At 50.8% G+C, this 19,687-nt stretch carries 13 protein-coding genes; 4 read left to right on the top strand and 9 right to left on the bottom strand.

Features of this window, described 5'->3' with window-relative positions; translation table 11 throughout:
* Positions 1–74: 74 nt before the first annotated feature.
* The 5 genes from rimI to ACJJI6_RS13675 form a co-directional block, all read right to left on the bottom strand.
* Entirely contained in the window at positions 75–551 is a 477-nt protein-coding gene (rimI, locus tag ACJJI6_RS13695) for a ribosomal protein S18-alanine N-acetyltransferase (protein WP_475710863.1), read from the bottom strand.
* Positions 548–1,336: a uracil-DNA glycosylase family protein gene (locus ACJJI6_RS13690; protein WP_444912095.1), complete on the bottom strand. Its 789-nt coding sequence runs from the start codon at positions 1,334–1,336 to the stop codon at positions 548–550. Before ACJJI6_RS13690 ends, rimI begins: the two co-directional genes overlap by 4 nt.
* Positions 1,337–2,872: a 2-isopropylmalate synthase gene (locus ACJJI6_RS13685; protein ID WP_445363200.1), complete on the bottom strand. Its 1,536-nt coding sequence runs from the start codon at positions 2,870–2,872 to the stop codon at positions 1,337–1,339.
* Positions 2,873–3,254: 382 nt separating this feature from the next.
* Positions 3,255–3,734: a MarR family winged helix-turn-helix transcriptional regulator gene (locus ACJJI6_RS13680; protein ID WP_475710861.1), complete on the bottom strand. Its 480-nt coding sequence runs from the start codon at positions 3,732–3,734 to the stop codon at positions 3,255–3,257.
* On the bottom strand, positions 3,734–4,213 hold the full coding sequence (locus ACJJI6_RS13675; protein WP_282934317.1) for a glutathione peroxidase: 480 nt from the start codon (positions 4,211–4,213) through the stop codon (positions 3,734–3,736). The genes ACJJI6_RS13680 and ACJJI6_RS13675 overlap by 1 nt, the downstream gene beginning before the upstream one ends.
* Before the next feature lie 171 nt (positions 4,214–4,384).
* Between ACJJI6_RS13675 and ACJJI6_RS13670 the strand changes: the two genes are divergently transcribed.
* Positions 4,385–6,316: an FTR1 family protein gene (locus tag ACJJI6_RS13670; RefSeq protein ID WP_475710859.1), complete on the top strand. Its 1,932-nt coding sequence runs from the start codon at positions 4,385–4,387 to the stop codon at positions 6,314–6,316.
* 57 nt (positions 6,317–6,373) lie between these two features.
* On the opposite strand, the gene ACJJI6_RS13665 is transcribed toward ACJJI6_RS13670, so the two are convergent.
* The 4 genes from ACJJI6_RS13665 to ACJJI6_RS13650 form a co-directional block, all read right to left on the bottom strand.
* On the bottom strand, positions 6,374–8,197 hold the full coding sequence (locus tag ACJJI6_RS13665) for an MFS transporter (protein WP_444912098.1): 1,824 nt from the start codon (positions 8,195–8,197) through the stop codon (positions 6,374–6,376).
* A gap of 173 nt (positions 8,198–8,370) precedes the next feature.
* Positions 8,371–10,257 carry an MFS transporter gene (locus ACJJI6_RS13660; protein ID WP_444934861.1) on the bottom strand — a complete coding sequence of 629 codons (1,887 nt, stop codon included), beginning with the start codon at positions 10,255–10,257 and terminating at the stop codon, positions 8,371–8,373.
* A gap of 169 nt (positions 10,258–10,426) precedes the next feature.
* Positions 10,427–12,490, bottom strand: coding sequence for a M13 family metallopeptidase (locus ACJJI6_RS13655; protein ID WP_475710857.1), 2,064 nt, complete (start codon positions 12,488–12,490; stop codon positions 10,427–10,429).
* A 159-nt stretch (positions 12,491–12,649) separates the two neighbouring features.
* Positions 12,650–13,864: a TonB family protein gene (locus tag ACJJI6_RS13650; protein ID WP_475710855.1), complete on the bottom strand. Its 1,215-nt coding sequence runs from the start codon at positions 13,862–13,864 to the stop codon at positions 12,650–12,652.
* Between the two features lie 345 nt (positions 13,865–14,209).
* Between ACJJI6_RS13650 and ACJJI6_RS13645 the strand changes: the two genes are divergently transcribed.
* The 3 genes from ACJJI6_RS13645 to ACJJI6_RS13635 all read left to right on the top strand — a co-directional run bounded on the left by ACJJI6_RS13645 (position 14,210) and on the right by ACJJI6_RS13635 (position 19,612).
* Positions 14,210–14,920: a Crp/Fnr family transcriptional regulator gene (locus ACJJI6_RS13645; protein ID WP_413664353.1), complete on the top strand. Its 711-nt coding sequence runs from the start codon at positions 14,210–14,212 to the stop codon at positions 14,918–14,920.
* A gap of 382 nt (positions 14,921–15,302) precedes the next feature.
* Positions 15,303–16,466 (top strand): efflux RND transporter periplasmic adaptor subunit, encoded by a 1,164-nt coding sequence (locus ACJJI6_RS13640; RefSeq protein WP_475710853.1) that lies wholly within the window; start codon positions 15,303–15,305, stop codon positions 16,464–16,466.
* The gene (locus tag ACJJI6_RS13635; protein ID WP_475710851.1) at positions 16,463–19,612 is read left to right on the top strand and encodes an efflux RND transporter permease subunit; all 3,150 of its coding nucleotides are present in this window, start codon (positions 16,463–16,465) and stop codon (positions 19,610–19,612) included. The genes ACJJI6_RS13640 and ACJJI6_RS13635 overlap by 4 nt, the downstream gene beginning before the upstream one ends.
* Positions 19,613–19,687: the final 75 nt, after the last annotated feature.

Genomic DNA, 19,687 nt, shown 5'->3' with positions numbered 1-19,687 from the left:
TTACAGAGCAGGAGTGGTTGCCTGCCGTTCAAGGCCTTGTCGGTAAGGCGGGAATTCCGAATGAGAGGCTCATTCTACGACTGAGTGTCATTCAGAGCGAGACTCATGAGTACGGCGTCCTCGCGCATGCCGTTTTGCGCGGGGTAATAATTTTTGCGTATCCCGTCTTCAGAGAAACCCAGTTTGCGATAGAGGGAGCGCGCAGCGAGATTGGATACCCGCACCTCGAGCAAAATTCGCTCAACTTCGCAGGATAATTCCGTTTTCACGCTGTTCAGCAGTGCCTCAGCGAGGCCCTGTCGGCGTCGCGCTGGCGATACAGCAATGTCCAGGATTTCTGCCTGGTCAAATAGGCTACTGATCACGCAACAGGCGATAATGTCATCGCCTTGGATCAGGACCCAGCAGTAGTGGCCGGCGCTGAGACTCTGCTGGTATTGGGCTTCACTCCACGGATGACTGTGGGCACTTTTTGCCAGCTGGGCCAGAGATGCACAGTCGTCGGCAAGGGCGGAGCGCAACTGTAGCTCAGTGTAATTTAAATGGGTCATTCTGCGCGGGTTTCAGTCGGGTAACTAGTGCGCAACAGATTCCACAGGGGGCGTTTTAGTTCGGGGGCTCGCAGTAGTTGCGAGAGGCTGGGCATACTAATTAAGCGGGCCTTCTGCCATTCGACAACCTGGCTTTCCAAAGGGATTGGAGTGCAAAAGTCTTGAGCTTCACTGCCCATCAGCCAGATGGATTTAACCGGCATACGAGAATAAGAGGCCTCCAACCAGCTGGAGAATGTATCGCGAGCCTGTGAGGCGTCTTCGGCTGGACCAAAGCGATTTTCTGTTAAAGGCCATTGCAGGCGCTCCTGTTGCCGGGGGAGCTGGTGCCAGTGCAAAGCGCGGAGAATATTGTTGAACAGGGCTTCCAGGGGAAGAGCTGCACCGGGCTCGTGGCTGTCCACGGCCAGGAGTTCCTCCCCAATACGCCAGCAGTTCAAAACAAAAGGTTTAACACTGTGCTGGGGGGGGGCAACAGGAGCTGGTGTCACTGCCACCGTCTCTTGTGGGCGTTTTGTCTGGCCGGTGAGAGCGCTTATTTCATCTAGCACACGGGCGTTGCGCTCCGGACTTTGCACCGGCTGGGTGATTATCTGATCTGCTGAGTGGGGCAGTGGGTTTTGAGCTATTCCACTTGCAACCGGAGGCTGCTGAGTCCCAGCAGCTTCTTCGGCGGGAGGCAGTTCGGCTTGGCGAGGATCGGGTGCGAGCGGCAATACGAATCGGGGCACATAGCTTGGAACCCCAAGTACTGATAAATATTCCGCTCGCTGAAGCTCGTTCACTTATACGCCCTGTTTCTTACTCTCACTGCTGGCGAGCAAGTTTAACGCATCCATGTAGGCTTGTGCTGAGGCAATCAGGATATCTGTATCTGCGCCAACGCCGTTGACCAGGCGGCCGTCTTTTTCCAGGCGCACTGTAACGGACCCTTGGGAGTCTGTTCCCTGAGTGACCGCATTTACAGAATAAAGTTTTAAGTCGGCGCCGCTGTTTACCAGCTGTTCAATAGCTTTGAAGGTGGCATCTACGGGGCCGCCTCCGCTGGCTTCAGTCTGTCGGGGCTCTCCGTCAATGGTGAGGCTGACAAAGGCCTGGGGGGCTGAGCCGATTTTGGTGCGCACATCCAGGTCACTCAGTTGGAATCGCTCTACCGGTGACTCGCCTCCGCTCACCAGAGAGTGCAAATCTTCGTCAAAGATCTCATGCTTCTTATCGGCGAGGTCTTTAAAGCGGGCAAATACCTGCTGGAATTCTTCGGTATCGGCGAAATCTACCCCCAGCTCTTCGTAACGGGCGCGGACGGCAGCCCGGCCGGAGTGTTTACCGAGAACCAGACGGTTTTGACCCCAGCCGACATCTTCTGCGCGCATGATTTCGTAGGTCTCGCGGTGCTTCAGAACACCGTCCTGGTGAATACCAGACTCATGGGCAAAGGCGTTGGCGCCGACAATGGCCTTGTTGGGTTGCACTGGGAATCCGGTAATCGACGACACCATTCTCGAAGTGGGCACGATATGGCTGGTATCCAGCCCTGTTTCTACCGGGTAGAGATCCTGGCGGGTTTGTACCGCCATAACGATTTCCTCCAGGGAAGCATTACCGGCGCGCTCTCCCAAGCCATTGATGGTGCATTCCACTTGGCGCACACCGTTCATCACGGCCGACAGGGAGTTGGCAACGGCGAGGCCCAGGTCGTTGTGACAGTGGGTCGAAAAGATGGCTTTGTCGGAGTTGGGAACGTTTTCGATAACACGGCGGAACATAGTCCCATACTCTTCCGGTTCCCCGTAACCAACGGTGTCGGGAATATTGATAGTGCTGGCCCCTGCCGCGATAACCGCTTCGATGATGCGATACATAAATTCCGGCTCGGAGCGGCTGCCATCCTCGAGGGAGAATTCCACATCGTCGGTAAAGTTGCGCGCTGTTTGAACCGCTTTCACTGCCTGCTGCAACACCGCTTCCGGCTCCATTTGCAGCTTGTATTTCATATGGATTGGAGAAGTGGCAATAAATGTGTGGATACGCGAGGCGTTGGCATTCTTCAGGGCTTCGCCAGCGTGCACGATATCGGCATTGACCGCTCGGGCCAGGCTGCAAACCCGTGATTCGGTAACGGCTTCAGCGACGGCCTTGACCGACTCGAAGTCTCCGGGACTGGCAATCGCGAATCCAGCCTCAATGACATCGACACGCATTCTCTCGAGCATGCGGGCGATGCGTATTTTTTCCTCTCTCGTCATAGAGGCGCCAGGACTCTGCTCACCATCGCGCAGAGTGGTATCAAAAATGACTAACTTATCTTTTTTAGTGCTCATTTTCGTTTGTTCTCCTTATTTGCTTTGAGGCTAAACAGGGGGCCTTGCCGCTGTCTATGCATCGCTCAAATAAAGTTTGGAATTCTGTTGGGGGTGGGGGGGAGAAAAATTATATGCCGCGCAGGGGCAGTCGTAGCGAGAAAGCTAGGGCAAGAAAAGATTGGCGCTGAGTGATAAATGGAGTCTTCATATACAACAGTTTCCGCATTAGGTCGGATTCAGGGCATTATGAAGCGGAATCAATCGGAAGGTCAATGCATATCCTAATATCGGCGTATTATTTTATGTTTTTGTTATGTTGTTTTCGGTAATGGCTGCTTTTTAGTGTTTATATCCTGGTTTTGAAGAGCTGCCCCACTGAAGGTTTCAATGGGGCCCGCTATTAAGGGGTGGTATCGGTCAATTTATGCAGAAACTGCCACAAGTCTCCGTGTAGTTGCTCTACCTCGCTGCGGCTGATACGGCTGTTGTCCAGCTGTGTTGTCACCCACTCTCTGGCTCTTGGTTTAAGGGCAAGGCCTTCCTTTGTCACAGTGATCAGGGTTATCCGTTCATCCAGATTGCTGCGGCGACGCTTGACCAGGCCGTTTTGCTCCATCCGCTTAAGCAGCGGGGTCAAGGTGCCGGAATCCAGCATCAGCCTCTGCCCCAGTGCACTGACGCTCTGCTCTTCTTCCGATGGCGCCTCGGTGTTGGCCCACTCCCACAGAACCATTAAAACCAGATATTGCGGATAGGTGATCCCCAATTCCTTTAGCATCGGCTGGTAGGCGCGGGTCATGGCTCGGGATGCGGCGTAGAGGGCAAAACATAGCTGGCGGTTCAGTGCCAGCTCGCCGGAATCGTCATCACAGACAACCATCAGAGCATACGCTCGATTTCTGTCTCCAGGGATGCCGGTGCATCCTTTGGCGCGTAGCGTTTAACATTCTCGCCATTCTTACCGATCAAGAACTTAGTGAAATTCCACTTAATGCCCTCGGTTCCCAATAGGCCCGGCGCACGTTTCTTGAGCTCCACAAACAGCGGGTGAGCTTCATCGCCATTGACGTCCAGCTTGGCGTAGACGGGGAAGCTGACTCCAAAGTTCAGTTCACAAAACTCCTGAATTTCCTCATCGCTACCGGGTTCCTGCTTGCCAAATTGATTGCAGGGAAAGCCCAGGACGGTAAATCCACGGTCTTTGTATTTTTTATATAAATCCTCCAGGCCCGCGTATTGCTTGGTGAAGCCACACTTACTGGCCGTGTTGACAACTAGCACCACCTTGTCTTTGTAATCGGCCAGAGTGGTCTTTTGCCCATCAGCGGTTTGCACGGGAATTGAGTAGAGATCGGTCATTGGGAGAGCCTCGACGGTTTGTATTTTGCTAAATTTAGTTGTGCACAATCTTTTTTGCAACCGCTTTATTTGGGAGTAGCCCTTTTGCAGGCTTTATTGTGAGAATGATTACCAATTATATTATGCGCCAGATTGATAAAACCCTTTTGCAATAACAGTAAAGGATTCTCCATGCGCCTCACCTTACACTTGGCCCGCCTGCTAGTGGCGCTACTGGCCATTACGGTTCTACCCGTCCAAGCCCAGGCCTCCGGTCTATCAGAGCAGGAATTGCGCCAGCTGATGCAGATGGCAGAGTACATCGGTGTGGATTATCCGGAAGCGGTGGCAGATGGGGAGATCATTAGTGACGATGAGTTTGCAGAGATGCAGGAGTTCGCCTCGGTACTGATCGATCGCGGCGCACAACTGCAAGAGTCGCCGGAAGCGGTGATGATCCGCACCGAGGCGGATGCGCTGCAAGCGGCGATTCTTCGCAAGGCCAGTGTGCAGGAAGTGCAGGCACATACCGCCAAGTTGCGTCAGGGGCTACTGTCTATCGCCCCCGCGCTATCTTTGCCCACTGCATTGCTGAATGTGGATGAGAGTCGCGCTATCTACCAGGCGCAGTGTGTTACCTGCCATGGTATCGAGGGTAAAGGGGATGGCCCCTTAGCGGCACAGTTGGAGCCGGCGCCTACAAACTTCTACGAGTTGGAGCGCGCTGAAAATCGCTCCCTGCTGGGCCTTTACGATGCTATCAGTAACGGTATCGATGGCACTGCAATGACCGCCTTCAAAAACCTGAATGAGCAGCAGCGCTGGTCCCTGGCATTTTATGTTGGCGGCCTGGCTTTCCAAGGTGAAGTGGGGGAGGGTGATGGCGTTGAGCCGAGCTTGCAGGATATCGTGATGTACAGCCCCAATGTGCTGCAGAGTGATCGCCCGGAACTGTCCGGCGCGGCAGTTGCTTCCCTGCGTGCCGACCCCACACCCTTCTTTGCTGGTGAGGAGAGCCTCGGTAGCCAGCCGATTGAGATAGCCCGTGCGCAACTGGAAAAGTCCTTGGTGGCCTACCAGGAAGGTAACTACGATCACGCTCGCACCCTGGCTATTAGTGCCTACCTGGACGGTTTTGAGATGGCGGAGAGCTCTCTGGATTCCCTCGACGCCGATCTGCGTAAAGCCACTGAACGGGAGCTGCTCGGGCTGCGCAGTCAGCTGAATGCCGATAGTAACCCCGAGCAAGTCACGGCTCAGGTACAGGTAATTCTTGAGCAACTGGGGCGCGCCGAATCTTTAATGCAGGAGACAACTCTCTCTGCGGGTGCACTATTTATTGCCAGCTTGGTGATTCTTCTGCGCGAAGGTCTCGAGGCGCTGCTGGTTGTGATTGCACTGACAACGATCCTGGTAAAAACCGGTCGTCGCGATGCGTTGAAATTTGTTCACTTCGGTTGGGTCAGCGCCGCGGTCGCAGGTGTTGTTACTTGGGTTGCCGCACAGAGTTTGGTTTCCATCAGTGGCGCCAGCCGGGAAGTTATGGAAGGGGTCGCAGCGCTTCTGGCCGCAGTTGTGCTCTTCTATGTGGGTTTCTGGATGCACAGTAAGACCCAGGCGAATCAGTGGCAGCAATATATCCAGAACAGCATCAACCGCAGCCTTAGCGCTGGCGCCCTGTGGGGCATCGCCGGTCTCGCATTTGTCGCTGTGTACCGCGAAATTTTTGAAACCATCCTGTTCTACCAGGCCCTATTGGTGCAAACAGCTTCCAGTCAGTACAGCGCCCTATGGGGTGGCCTCGCTGCCGGTGCGATATTGCTGGTTGTGTTGGGCGTTGCCTTTGTGCGCTTCTCTGCTCGCTTGCCTATAGGCAAGTTCTTCTCCATGACGACCTATTTACTGTTGGCGTTGTCATTTGTTCTTGCGGGCAAGGCAGTCGCGGCACTGCAAGAAGCGGCATGGATTGCGATTTCCCCGCTGCCGGTAAATCTCAGCTTCGACTGGTTGGGTATTTATCCGACTTGGCAAGGTGTTGGTGTTCAGGGGGCAATACTGGTTGTCGCTCTGTGGTTGCTACTGAAAGGCGGCCGCTCGGATTCCAGTTCCGCTAAAGCGGCCTAAATGGCTTTCGGGTACCCGCAACTCTGTGGGTACCCTATTTTTAATGGCCGCCCCTCTTTATTCGGCACCCTTCAGGTTATCGAATAGCAGTTCTGGAGAAATTTCTGCAAGCGGTATTGGGCTGCCAACCTGTACTGTTGTCTTTAGGTTTCGTTTATAGCTAAACGAACCTTGGATCGATAGAGGGATAAGTGGCAATGATGCGCTTTGAAAATTTTCCTTGAGCAGAGTGACAAGCTCTGTAATTTCTTTCCTGCTGCTTTCTTCAATCAGGATGCACAGAAGATCCCTGGTTGCCTCTGCCTTATGAATCGCATTGTGCTTTCTCTTGAGCTCTGAAGCTTCGATTTCATAGTAGTTTTTGGGGAAATAGTCACTTTTGCGTAAAAGTGCGTGAAGCCTAGGGCTGTTAGTAATGGCGTCGCTGGGGATAAAGCGAACCTTGCGTTGCGTTGCCCCGCTAACAATAAATGGGGTTAGCAGGTTAGAATAGCGGGCAATTAGAAGTGCTGAACCTTCGCTAGGGATTTGCTCAGTCCCCTCGTATTTCGTGCGCCTGGGCAGGATATAGATAAGCCAAGAAAGGGTGTCAAATAACATTTCCGGCATTCGAAAAAGCAGGAGTACTAAAAGAGCGAAATTTAGTACGGCCAGCAGGGTAAATACCTGGGGAATTGTCATTCCCACAGGCCCGAGTAGCCCAATAATAGAAAAAGAAATAATGACTACAAATACGGCATTAAGGACATTATTGACAGAGATAACCTGCGCGCGAATTTGTTCTGCTGTTCTTTCCTGAATAATAGTGTATAGCGGTACGATAAAAATACCGCCGGCAACGCCAATGAAAGTCGTGATAAATAAGATGGTCAGTCCACCATCACTCTGTAGAAATTGGCTAAGGGATGCGTTGGAGAGCATTTGATAGTTTCCCGATAGGATGCCCAACCAAAGTCCCGCCACCGTCATTCCCAGCCCGCCGGCTGCCACCAAGCCCAGTTCAATACGCCCGCGAGACAAGCTCTCACACATTAGTGAGCCTATAGCAACGCCAACAGTTAGGCAGCAGAGTAGAATCGTGATTATTGGTTCACTGGCGCCAAGCACATTTCTTACAAAGCTGGGAACCTGGGTTAGGTATGCCGTGCTAAATAACCAGAACCAGGAGTTTGCAATAATTGCGTAAAAAACGGTGGGTGTTTTAATCACTTCCCGCATAATTCTCAGCGTTTGGCTGATGGGGTTCCAATCTATTTTTAAATTGGGGGCTGAGGAAGGAGCCGGAGGGATTGCCCTACTGGCGAGATAGCCTAGTACGGCGACAGTGACCATCACCAAGCTCAGATATAACAGCCCAGGTTTTCCCTGGCCCACATCACCGGCTAGGAGGGTGCCGACAATTGTTCCAACGAGTACTCCGGAAAAGGATGCAACTTGGGCTAAACCATTTCCTCCAAGCAATTCTGATTGCTTTAGGTGCTGAGGTAAGATGGCATATCTGACAGGGCTAAAGAAAGCTGTGTGGGTGGCAAAAAGTATCAATACAATGAAACTTAAAACTCGGTCATCAGTGAGTAGCGCAATGGCCCCGAGGATACCGATTAGTATTTCGGCGGCTTTAATAATTCTTATGACTCGACCCTTTTCATACTTGTCAGCTAATTGTCCAGCGGCGAGTGAAAATAGAAAATACGGTATGACATAAAGGCTACTGGCGAGATTAATTAGTGTATTGGCTTCTGCTTTGGCTAAATGAAATGCCAGTATGACTAGTAGGGAGTTTTTAAACAGGTTGTCATTAAAAACGCTGCTTAACAGTGAGAGAAACAGTGGCATAAAGCGGCGACTGGCGAGGAGCTTGAACTGGTTGCTTTGAGCCATGGTTAGGCCTTCGTCCCTGTGCCGCCCTTAGCAGCTATGTATTTCTATTCTCGCTATCAGAATAGGTGATCGGAATGATTTAAGGAGGGGCTGGCATCGTGAGGGAGGAGAAGAATTTATGTGCCTACCAGTGAAGTAGGCACATATCCTTGTTGATCAAGAAAAAGGGGAGGCTAGCGTTTCTCTCCACGCAAGCCCAGCACCTGGCGGTATAGAGCCTCTGCCTTGGCACCGGCTGCTTCGACAGGCCTGCCGGCAACGACGCTCACCCGCGACCAAAAGCGCTTGGGCAAGGTAGTGAAGGCATGACCGCCTTTATGGCTGAAAAAGCTACCCCAGAGACCTTGGAGGGCCATAGGGATTACAGGGACAGGGGTTCTCTCCAGAATTTTTTCTATGCCGGCTTTAAATGGCTGTAGTTCTCCGTCTTTAGTCAATTGACCTTCGGGGAATATACAGAGAAGATCTCCATCTTTTAGCCCTTCCTCAATGGCTTGAAAAGCCTGTTCATACCCTTCAGGGTCTTTCTGCTTGGAGCAAATTGGAATTGCCCTGCCTGTTTTGAAGACGAAGTGCAAAATTGGAATTTCATAAATGGGCTTGTACATAATAAAGCGGATAGGGCGGCGGACAGCACCGGCGAGTAATAGTGCGTCGACATAACTCACATGATTACAAGCGATTAGGGCTGGTCCCTCTGTGGGTATCTGTTCAAGCCCTTGGTGCTTTACCCGGTACATGGTGTGGGAAAGGGCCCAGATCAAAAAGCGCATAGCAAATTCTGGCACCTTGGCGAACACAAAAATGGCGACCGCCGCATTCATAAGGGCAATAACAAGAAAGAACTGCGGTATGGTCGCGTCCAGCATATTGAGGAACAGAATTCCAAGTAGCGCCGAAGCCACCATAAAGAGGGCGTTCAAAATATTGTTTACGGAGATAATTTGTGCACGAATTGCCGGGTCGGATCGATCCTGGATCATGGTGTACAGAGGAACGATGTAAAGACCCCCAAACATCCCCAGTAGTACCAGACAACTGAGAAGAGAGTATGCACCATCGGTACTTAGAAATGCGGTAAAGCTGGCTTCATGGAGTTCTGCAAAGTTTCCCCCGACAATACCCAGGGCGATACCACTTATGGTGAGTCCAGCAGCACCAACAGGCACCAGGCCAAGTTCAATAAACCCACTGGAGAGGCGTTCGCAGATTAAGGACCCAATGGCAATACCAATGGTAAAACTGCACAGCAGTAATGTAACCACTGATTCACTGCCACCTAGGACATTCTTGGTAAAACTGGGAATTTGTGTCAGATAGGCCGCCCCCATCAACCAAAACCAAGATATTCCAATAATGGAGTAGAAAATTGAGGGAGTATTCGCGCTGGCACGGAGTATTTTATGGGTTTGAGTAATGGGGTTAGGGTTTATTTTTAGATTGGGTGTAGGGGCTGGCGCTGCGGGGATTGAGCGGCTGGCCAGATATCCCAGGGTAGCTGCGCCCATAATTACCAGGCCTAAGTAGAGAATTCCCTGTTGCCCATGGCCTGTGAGGCCTGCGAGTAGGCTACCGACAATTGTTCCCGTTAAAATGGCCACAAATGTTCCCATTTCCACCAGAGCATTGCCCCCTATCAGTTCGGAACGCTTCAAGTGTTGAGGGATAATCGCGTACTTCACCGGGCCAAAAAAGGCGGACTGTATGCCCAGGAGAAAGAGCACAGTTAAACAGAGTGCGTTGCTTCCGCTAAAAAGGGCGAAAACACCCAGTGCACCGATACCTATCTCTCCTAGCTTAATCCAGCGTATTAACCTCCCCTTGTCGTATTTGTCTGCGATCTGACCGGCGGAGGCAGAAAATAAGAAAAAGGGAAGAATAAACAAACCAGCAGCCAGGTTAATTAGTGCGTTCGCTTCACTTTCCACCAGGCGAAAGGCGATCATGACAATAAGGGCATTTTTATAAACATTGTCATTGAAGGCGCCCAGGAACTGGGTGCTGAAGAACGGCAAAAAGCGGCGGCTAGTGAGAAGATGAAACTGAGACTGGTTAGCCATTGGCAACTCTCTTCTTATTTAAGTGAGCTAATGGTAAGTCATAGCGCTGGAGGGAGGTATCCCCAGTTTTAATATGAACGATGGTGCAATATGGAGGGGCTTGAGAGCAAAGGTAGGGTTAAAGCAGGGGAAAACTGGCCGCGTGGGCGGCCAGGTGAGAGATATCTGTTTACCAGACTTTCACTCTTTCCTCTTCAGGAAGGTACATGCCGTCGCCTTCTTTAATATCGAAGGCTTCGTAGAAGGCATCGATATTAGGTAGAACACCTTGTACACGGTATTCTGCGGGAGAGTGACTATCTACCTTCAAACGGCCACTGAGGGTTTTATCGCGTATTTTACTGCGCCATACCTGAGCCCAGCCCATAAAGACCCTCTGGTCGCCGGTAAAGCCGTCAATAACAGGTGCCTCTTCGCCATCTAGAGACATTTTATAAGCTTTATAGGCAATTCCCAGGCCTGATAAATCGCCGATATTCTCGCCCAGGGTCAGCTCGCCGTTGATGTGTTCACCCTCAAGCGGCTCGTAGGCGTTGTACTGGGATACGAGCTTGCTGGTCAGCTGCTCAAAATTGTTACGGTCGGAGTCGGTCCACCAGTTGTTGAGATAGCCGCGTCCATCAAATTTACTGCCTTTATCATCGAACCCGTGTCCAATCTCGTGGCCGATTACACCGCCGATACCGCCGTAGTTGACTGCGTCATCCGCATTCATATTAAAGAATGGTGGTTGCAGAATCGCTGCAGGGAATACGATTTCATTCATGGCTGGGTTGTAGTAAGCATTCACAGTCTGTGGGCTCATGCCCCACTCATCGCGATCAATCGGCTTGCCCAGCTTATTGCGATCGTATGAGGACTCAAACAAGTTAGCTGCCAGAACGTTGCCAATCAGGTCATCGGATTTAACTGTCAAGTTACTGTAGTCACGCCACTTGTCTGGGTAACCGATTTTGGTGGAAAAATTGCTTAGCTTAAACAGAGCCTGCTTTTTGGTATCTTCGCCCATCCACTCGAGGGATTCGATGGATTCCCGGTAGGCGGCCTTCAGATTGTCCACAAGTACAACCATTCGCTCTTTAGCTTCAGGCGGGAAGTGCTTTTCTACGTAGCGCTTACCGACCAGCTCGCCTACAGAACCATTGACGAATTGCACGCCGCGCTTCCAGCGGGGTTCCATTTGTTCAATACCGTGAACAGTGGTGCCGTAGAAGTCGAAGCGCAGTTGTGCGATTTCGTCATGCATGTAGGGCGCCATTGCATTAAGCACTTTGACCTTCAGGTAGCGCTTCCAGGTTGCCAGCTCAGTATTGGCAATAATCTCATTGGCCGCTTCCAGGTATTCAGGCTGGCCGACAATAAAACTATCTGCTTTCTTCAATTGGGCTTTGGCTAGGTAGCTGTCCCAATCTACAACGGGCATTAGCTCTTTAAGTTCAGCAACAGTTTTCTTGTTGTAGTACTTTTCCGGGTCCCGGTTATCAACGCGGCTGCGATGGTGTTTTGCCAAACTCTCCTCAAGTTTGAAGATCTTGTTGGCAAAGTCTTCAGCCTCTTTAAGTCCTGCGAGGCCTTGAAGATCAGCGAGGTAGGTTACATAGGCTTCGCGGAGTTTCTTACTCTTCTCAGTGTCCTCGAAGTAGTAGTCGCGATCAGGGAGTCCTAGGCCTGCCTGCCACAGGAAGGTCATGTAGTTTTCTACTTGTTTCAGGTCCTGCCAGATGCTGCCACCAAATGGTACATCGTAGCCGACGGTATCCGCATAGGCGAAGAAATCGGTAAGATCTTTGCGGCTCTTAATTGCATCGACTTTGGCGAGTTCGCCGGTAATGGCTGAGAGCCCTTTTTTCTCGATCAGCTTCTTATCCATAAAGCTGTTGTAGAGATCTCCGATTTGCTTGGCATCGGCGCTCTTGGCTCCTTGACTAGCATCCATAATCAGAGCTTTGACTTGCTCGGTACTTTGGTCTCTCAGGATAGAGAAACCACCCCAGCGGGACTTGTCCGCAGGGATCTCAGTATTCTTCAGCCAAGTGCCGTTTACATAAGCAAAGAAGTCGTCCTGAGGCCGTACATTGGTATCCATGGCGCTCAGGTCGATACCCGAGGAGAGCTGGGCCTGCTCAGCGGCGGCTTTATTGTTAGTGGCGTGATCATGCGCGACAGCAAACAGAGGAGCTTGAGTCCCGGCCAGAGTTCCGGCGATCGCGAGTGGTAAAAGTAGCTTTTTCATCTTTGTTCTTTTGGCTGAATATCCTTTGAGCATACTAAAAGCAGGAGGGGAGTTTGGGCAAGGGGGCTGCGTTTAGCTGGGGAAGAGGTGCGTTGGATTGAGCCTAGTAAAAAGCCCCGCAATGCGGGGCTCTAAAACGCTAGTTTTTAATCTTTTCGCTTAATCGGGGAGACGGAAGGTGATAGGAATAGAAAAATTATAAGTATCCGTACTCAGTTGCGAAGGGACCCCCGGGTAGGGGCCAGCTCTGTGAACGGCTGCTTGGGCTTCACGGTTAAGGCTCGAGAAGCGGGATTCCTGGATTGGCTGAATCTCTAATACCTCCCCTCGGGAATTGATGGTCACATTTAGACGGACACTGCCTTCTTGTCCACGCCCCTGTGCCCGCTTAGGGTAGCGAATATAGCGGTAGGTGTGACGAAGTAAACTGGAATGGTAAATCTGGCGTGCCAGGATCATATCCGCCGTCAGGGGGGCTTCCTCTTCTTCCTCTAACATATCGGCCGCACCTTCGGCCAGTATTGGTCCATCCTCAGGAGGGACCGTAATCAATTCAATCTCTTCTTCGGCCAGCGCTGATGCAGATTCCTCTGATTGTGAAGCCACCTTAGAGCCCTCTTGAATTCCACCTGCGTCTGGGGAAATTACTGCGGCAGGGGCCGTTTCTGCAAGGGCTAGGGTGGGTGGGGGCAGGTCGGCAATCTCAATAGCGGGTGTAGGAAGTGGTTTCTCCGTAGGTGCCACCTCCGCAGCGACAGCCTCTTCCTGGTTTATTTGCTTCAGTTGCAGGTCTGCAATTCGTTCACTAGTTGGTGTCAGAGATTCGAATGTGGTAACCAAGTTGCCTGATACCTGACCGGCGGAGAGCAATCCGTCTTTGAAGTCGCTAGAAGGGGGAACTGAGCCAATCCAAGCTCGCAGCAGGGTATTGAAAAAATTAGGGTCGGCAATCTCACCTAACCGGATGCTGTTGAGGGATATGGTGGTCGAGCCTGTGTCTGCCGCAAACTCAGCACTCAATTGATCGCCGTGAACAAAGCGCCCGGTAAACATGTTGGCAAAAGTTACCATATTTTCTGCCTGACTGCTCAATGTGTCTCCGCGGTTGTTAATGGCAATGGCTTCCATCCACTGATTGCGGAATCGGCGTGCGGGAAGGCTATTGGTGATAATACGAACTTCCAACCGCCGGGGAATGTTGTTATCGAGCAGTGTGCTGGAATCCCGGGTCAAGTTTTCCGAGTAGATCGCAGCGATATAAATGTCTTTGTTAAATTGCTTTTCTAGTGCAATACCGTTCAGGAGTGGTGCCGCTTTCGCAGTGAAAGCAAATGTAAACACCCAAAAAGAGAGGACAATTTTTATCGATTTCATTGTTCTATGGTGTCTGAGTAGCAGGAGTAAATTGCTCCGCTAAGTAAGAATTTCGGGGCCCCAACCCCAATGCACACAAGTCAGATTAAAAAGTGCGCGCCCAAAGCTTGTAGGAGTACAATGTACTACCCACTACACCTAACTCTACTGTAACTGGAACGGAGTTCAACCCTGTGAGGGGCAGACTGTCCTCTTTATCGCAAGATGATGGGTTGGTAAAGAAACGATTGTCACACTTAGAAACAGGTGTGCTAGGTCGATATCGTTTAGAATGGCACTTTGCAGAGTGGCTTAGGCCACTCTTTTCAGGAAAATGGAATAGTTTTCACTAAATTTGAATTGTGCATGGAAATTAAACCTCTTAGCGAGTATCCACGGGATGCTGTGGATCGTCTTCTCAATGTCATCCATCTATTTCGGGATATTCGTGCCTCGAGTGAGTGGCAATACGATGTATTGCTAAAGCGCTCCCGGTTGGTCAGCCTTCAGTCGGGCGAACAGCTGCTGCGTGCAGGGGATGTGGATCAATGGGTCTACTTCTTGTTACGCGGCGAGCTACATGTGAAGGTGAATAGTCCCGCAGCTGAGGAGGCTCCGGGAAATGAACGTCCTTTGGCGGTAATACGTCCAGGTGAGTTGTTTGGTGATTTGTCGATGTTATTGGCGGAGCCCCGCAGTGCTGACGTATTTGCCGCGAATAATAGCCAGGATACTCAGGTTCTGGGCGTTGATTGCACGCTGTTTGGTGACCTGGAAGACTTATCACTTTTACAATTGCCAGCAAAACTGGTCTTCTATCGCAATATGGTGCATTCATTGCGTTGGAAGCTTGAGGTCTATAGGTCCAAGTATCCGGGGCATCAGTTGGCGAATAGCCATAGAAAACTGAAACTTTATACGGGACCCAAAAATAGCCGGGAAGAGTTAATTGCCTTAGCGGAACAGGCGAAAGCTTTGGCTCAAATTCTGCTCGACTGGAATGCGGAGTTTGGTTCTGGTGAGCTGGTTGATGATGAATCCGACATGCTTGGATTTCTGGAATCTATGCTGTCGTAGAGATTTCCCGACCAAACCATGGGCGAGAGAATTATTTCCTCGCTCCTGACTGCCCTCCCTCCTCTTTGTACTTATTTTTATTGGCACATGTGTACACCTTTCTTAAGGGGGGACTATCTGCTGATTCCAGTCTAAATTTGTAGATCACTCGTATATTTCATTTGCCCGACATTAACCACGTATTTATTGACAGAATTCGAGTAGGACACAGCGGAGCTTTTTATAAGTCGCTGTGATTGTGTAAAAATCGCTTCGCTTCAGTTGTTATCGCAGATCCCTTCGATTGGAATTAAGACCCCTTTTGCGATGGCGCATCATTGCCCAACAGGTTTAGTAAGTTATGAATGTATTGGCATCAATCTGGTCAAGGCGCAATTACCGAATGGCAATTATTGTTTCGGTGATCGCTATTTTATGGCTGCTGAGTGGGCAGTTATTCTCCGATGCAGAGGATGAGCAGTCAGAATCTAAAGAGGTAACTGCCAAGAAGCCAGAGCCTGAATTGCGAATTCAAGCCCAAATCATTGAGTCCAGCCCATACGCCACTCAGATACTAGTGAATGGGCGCACTGAGGCTAACCGGCATGTACGTCTGCGCGCTGAACTGGATGGCATTATTGCTGCACTTCCAGTTGCGGAAGGGCAGACAGTTAGACAAGGGGATGTCATTTGCGAAATCGAGGCTGAAGATCGTATTGAGCAACTGGCATTAGCTGAAGCGGCAAAACGCAAAGCAGAAATAGACTTTGCCGGTGCCGAGAAACTTAAGAAAAAAGGACTGCAGTCGGATACCGCAATGGCCCAGCAGCAAGTTGAGCTTGCCCGAACCAAGGCGGAGTACACACGTGCCAAAGTGACGGTAGAGAAACTGCAAATTCGTGCACCATTTGCTGGAGTAGTGAATAGCCGAGCGGTGGAGCTGGGAGATTTTATTCGCCGGGGAGAGGAATGCGCGACCATTCTTGACTTGGATCCCATCCTAATTGTTGGCGAAGTTTCAGAGGATCAAGTGGGGAGCCTTGTTGAGGGCGGGCCGGCCAGAGCCCAATTACAAAGAGGACTGTTAGTAGACGGGTACCTTCGTTATATCAGTCAACAGGCGCAGGAAATTACTCGGGCTTACCGAGTGGAGGTAGCAGTAGATAATCCAGGTAATCAACTTCCCGGAGGCTTGAGTGGTCAGCTGGTCCTCCCGACCGGTGAAATTACGGCGCACCATATTAATGCTTCTCTACTCACGCTGGATGATAGCGGTGAATTGGGGGTGCGGGCTCTCAATGATAAAAACCAAGTGCAATTTATCAATGTTTCATTGGTTGGGGATGGTGATGGCGGCGTCTGGGTTTCTGGACTGCCCGACACAGTCACTCTGATTACTGTGGGACAAGAATATGTCACTACGGGAGATTTGGTTCGTGCGGAAATACTGAAAACTGGGGAAGAGTTTTCCCGGGAGAACCAAGCGAAGGAAGCTTCCCCAGTAGATTCCGCTGAGGTGACTCCGGTACCCGAAACTTCAGTGATTCCCGAGGGGGATTCGCGATGAAGCTGTTGGAAAGCGCTGTTCAGAGAAATCGCAGCACAATATGCCTGATGCTGCTGATTGTTTTAATTGGCATAGTTGCTCGCGCAGCGATGACAATTGAATCAAGCCCTGAGGTGAACCCCCCATTTGTAATTGTACAGGTCACTCATGAGGGAATTTCCCCAGAGGATGGTGTACGCCTGTTGGTCCGCCCTCTGGAGAAGGAAATTCGTGCGGTGGAAGGGGTTGTCGAGGTGATTGCTGTCGCCCGGGAATCCCTTGCATATATCGTGATTGAATTTGATTCTGCCATTGGTGTAGATGATGCCGTCGATGATATTCGCAATGCTGTAGAGCGGGCCAGGGCTGAGCTGCCCCGGGATGCCGACGAGCCCACTGTGGAGGAAGTATCCGCTCAACCTTTCCCTACCATCGTCGTTACCCTATCCGGCGAGCAAGTGAATGAACGGGTTTTACTGCGCTCGGCTGAATTGCTTAAGCGGAAGATAGAGAGTATCCCTGAGGTGCTAGGTGCAGATCTCCACGGTAATAGGGAGGAGGTTGTTGAGGCAGTGATTGATCCGGTGCGACTGGAGCACTATCAAATCACCAGTGCGGAGTTAATCAACGCGGTATTGGGGAACAATCTGTTAATTCCTGCAGGGGAGCTGGAAACCAATCGGGGCCGTTTTTCAGTGAAAGTCCCTGGGTTGATTGAGACCGCTCAGGATGTTTATGAAATTCCGCTCAAGAAGTCACGCGATGGAGTTGTGACCTTGGGTGCTGTTACAGATATTCGGAGAACCTTCAAGGATGCAGTGAGCTACACCAGTATCAATGGTCGTCCGGGGCTCGCTATTAATGTTGAAAAGCGCAACGATGCCAGCTCTGTCGATGTCGCGGATCGAGTCCGGGAAGTGGTTCAGGCTGAATTTGGTGTTTTGCCGCAGGGAATTACGGTTGAGTTTGTTTTTGACCAATCTGATTTTGCACGGGATATGGTCAGTGAGATGCAGGGAAACATCCTGACCGCGATGCTATTGGTAATGATTATTGTCGTTGCCGCGCTCGGCTTTCGCTCGGGAATTCTGGTGGGACTGGGAGTGCCCTTCTCTTTGCTGTTTGGTTCCATCATCACCTGGTATCTGGGCTATTCGTTTAACTTTATGGTGATGTTCGGAATGTTGCTGGCCCTCGGTATGTTAATTGATGGCTCCATTGTGATTACCGAGTTTGCCGATCGGAAAATGGCTGAAGGCTTGTCAGCAAGGGAGTCCTATATTGCATCAGTCAGTCGGATGTTCTGGCCGGTAGTTGCCTCAACGGCGACTACCCTTGCAGCATTTTTGCCGATTATGCTGTGGCCTGGAGTGGTGGGAGACTTCATGCGTTACCTGCCAGTTACAGTATTTGCAGTATTGGCGGGGTCGCTCTTGTACGCCCTGTTTTTTGCTCCTGTGCTGGGTTCACTGTTTGGCAAAAGCGCAATGGATGCCTCTACTCGTAACTACCTGAGCCAGTTAGAGGATGGGATACCTCGAGCCCTGCCTGGAATTACCGGCTGGTATGCGCGTATTCTTGAGAAGGTTCTGCAGCGCCCATTGGGTGGGTTCTTAACCACTATTGCCATTTTGGTTGCCATCTTTATTGGCTTTGTCAATTTTGGTGCGGGTGTTGAATTTTTCACGGATACAGAAGAGCAATACGGTAATGTAGAAATTAGGGCCCAGGGCAATTTGTCCATGGAGGAGAAAAAAGCCCTGGTGGTGCAAGTGGAAAGAGCCGTGCTTAGTGTGCCTGAGGTCCGAATAGCTCACACTACTATTGGTTCTGGCGGAATTTCTGGAAATTCTGATCGTTCCCCAGATCAAATCGCCAATATGTTAGTGGAGCTTTATCCCGCAGAGGAACGCGAGCGACGGAGCCGCGACATTTTTGCCGATATCCGTTCCCGCACCTCAGATTTTGCCGGAATTAAAGTAACCGCAAATGTAATGGAGGGAGGACCGCCGGTAGGCAAGGATATTGTTCTGGAGTTGCGCAGTCAGAACTATGAGCAGCTACTGCTGGAAACCTGGCGACTACACCGTGCAATGGAGGAAATTGGCGGGTTGCGAGATATTGTAAACACCGCGCCACTACCTGGCATCGAGTGGGAAGTGAAAGTCGATCGAGCCAAGGCTGCCCTATATGGTGCCGATCTAACTGAAGTTGGCAGGGCGGTGCAGTTGGTTACCAATGGCGTCCGGGTTGCAGAATATCGACCCGATGATACGGATGAAGAAGTAGATATACGTATCAGGTACCCCAGAAGTGCCAGAGGCATAGCCGCGCTCGATCAGCTAAAAGTTAATACCGTGCAAGGTACCGTTCCGATAAGCAGTTTTGTGCACACAGAAGCCATGCCCAAGGTCGATAAGATTGAGCGAATCGACGGAATTACTCGCATGCAAATTAAGGCTGATGCGCAAGAGGGGATTCTGCCGGATGACAAAGTGAAGGAAATAAGGAAGTGGTTGCAGAGTAATCCGGTGGATAACCGGGTTGAGCTGCTATTCCGTGGGGCGGATGAGGAGCAGAATGAGTCTTTTCAATTCCTCGGTATAGCCTTCCTCCTGGCTCTGTTTTTAATGTTTATCCTGTTAGTAACACAATTCAACAGCTTCTATCAGTCTTTATTGGTACTTTCATCTGTGATTATGTCCACTTTGGGAGTGATGTTTGGTCTGCTAATAACACAAAGCACCTTCAGTGTGATTATGACTGGAGTGGGTATTGTGGCGCTGGCTGGAATCGTGGTGAACAATAATATTGTACTGATAGATACCTATAATTTCGTGCGTAAGAATGAGCCGAGCCTCACACCAATGGAAGCAGCAGTAAAGGCATCGACACAGAGGCTGAGACCGGTCTTTTTGACAACGGCAACAACTATCCTCGGGTTGTTGCCCCTGGCGCTAGGCGTCAGTGTGGATATGGTCGGGCGCAATATTGTTGTCGATGGAGTGATAGCCTCTTTTTGGGTGAAGCTAGCCAGTGCAATTGTTTACGGGCTTACCTTTTCCACTTTGCTGACGTTATTGGTCACACCCATTATGTTAGTACTACCGGGCCGCTCCAAGAAGAGGGGTAATCCAGAGGGGGGTATTGAGTCGGTAACGAGTTAGTGACGGCTATATCAGTACTGTAATCATACTTAGTGATCACAAAATTCGGGGGCTTAGGCCCCCGTTTTTATAGCA

This window comes from Microbulbifer maximicatervae (SeqCode), assembly GCF_056232625.1.
The sequence above is the reverse complement of the archived record's forward strand: the minus strand, read 5'-3'. Positions and strand labels throughout refer to the sequence as shown.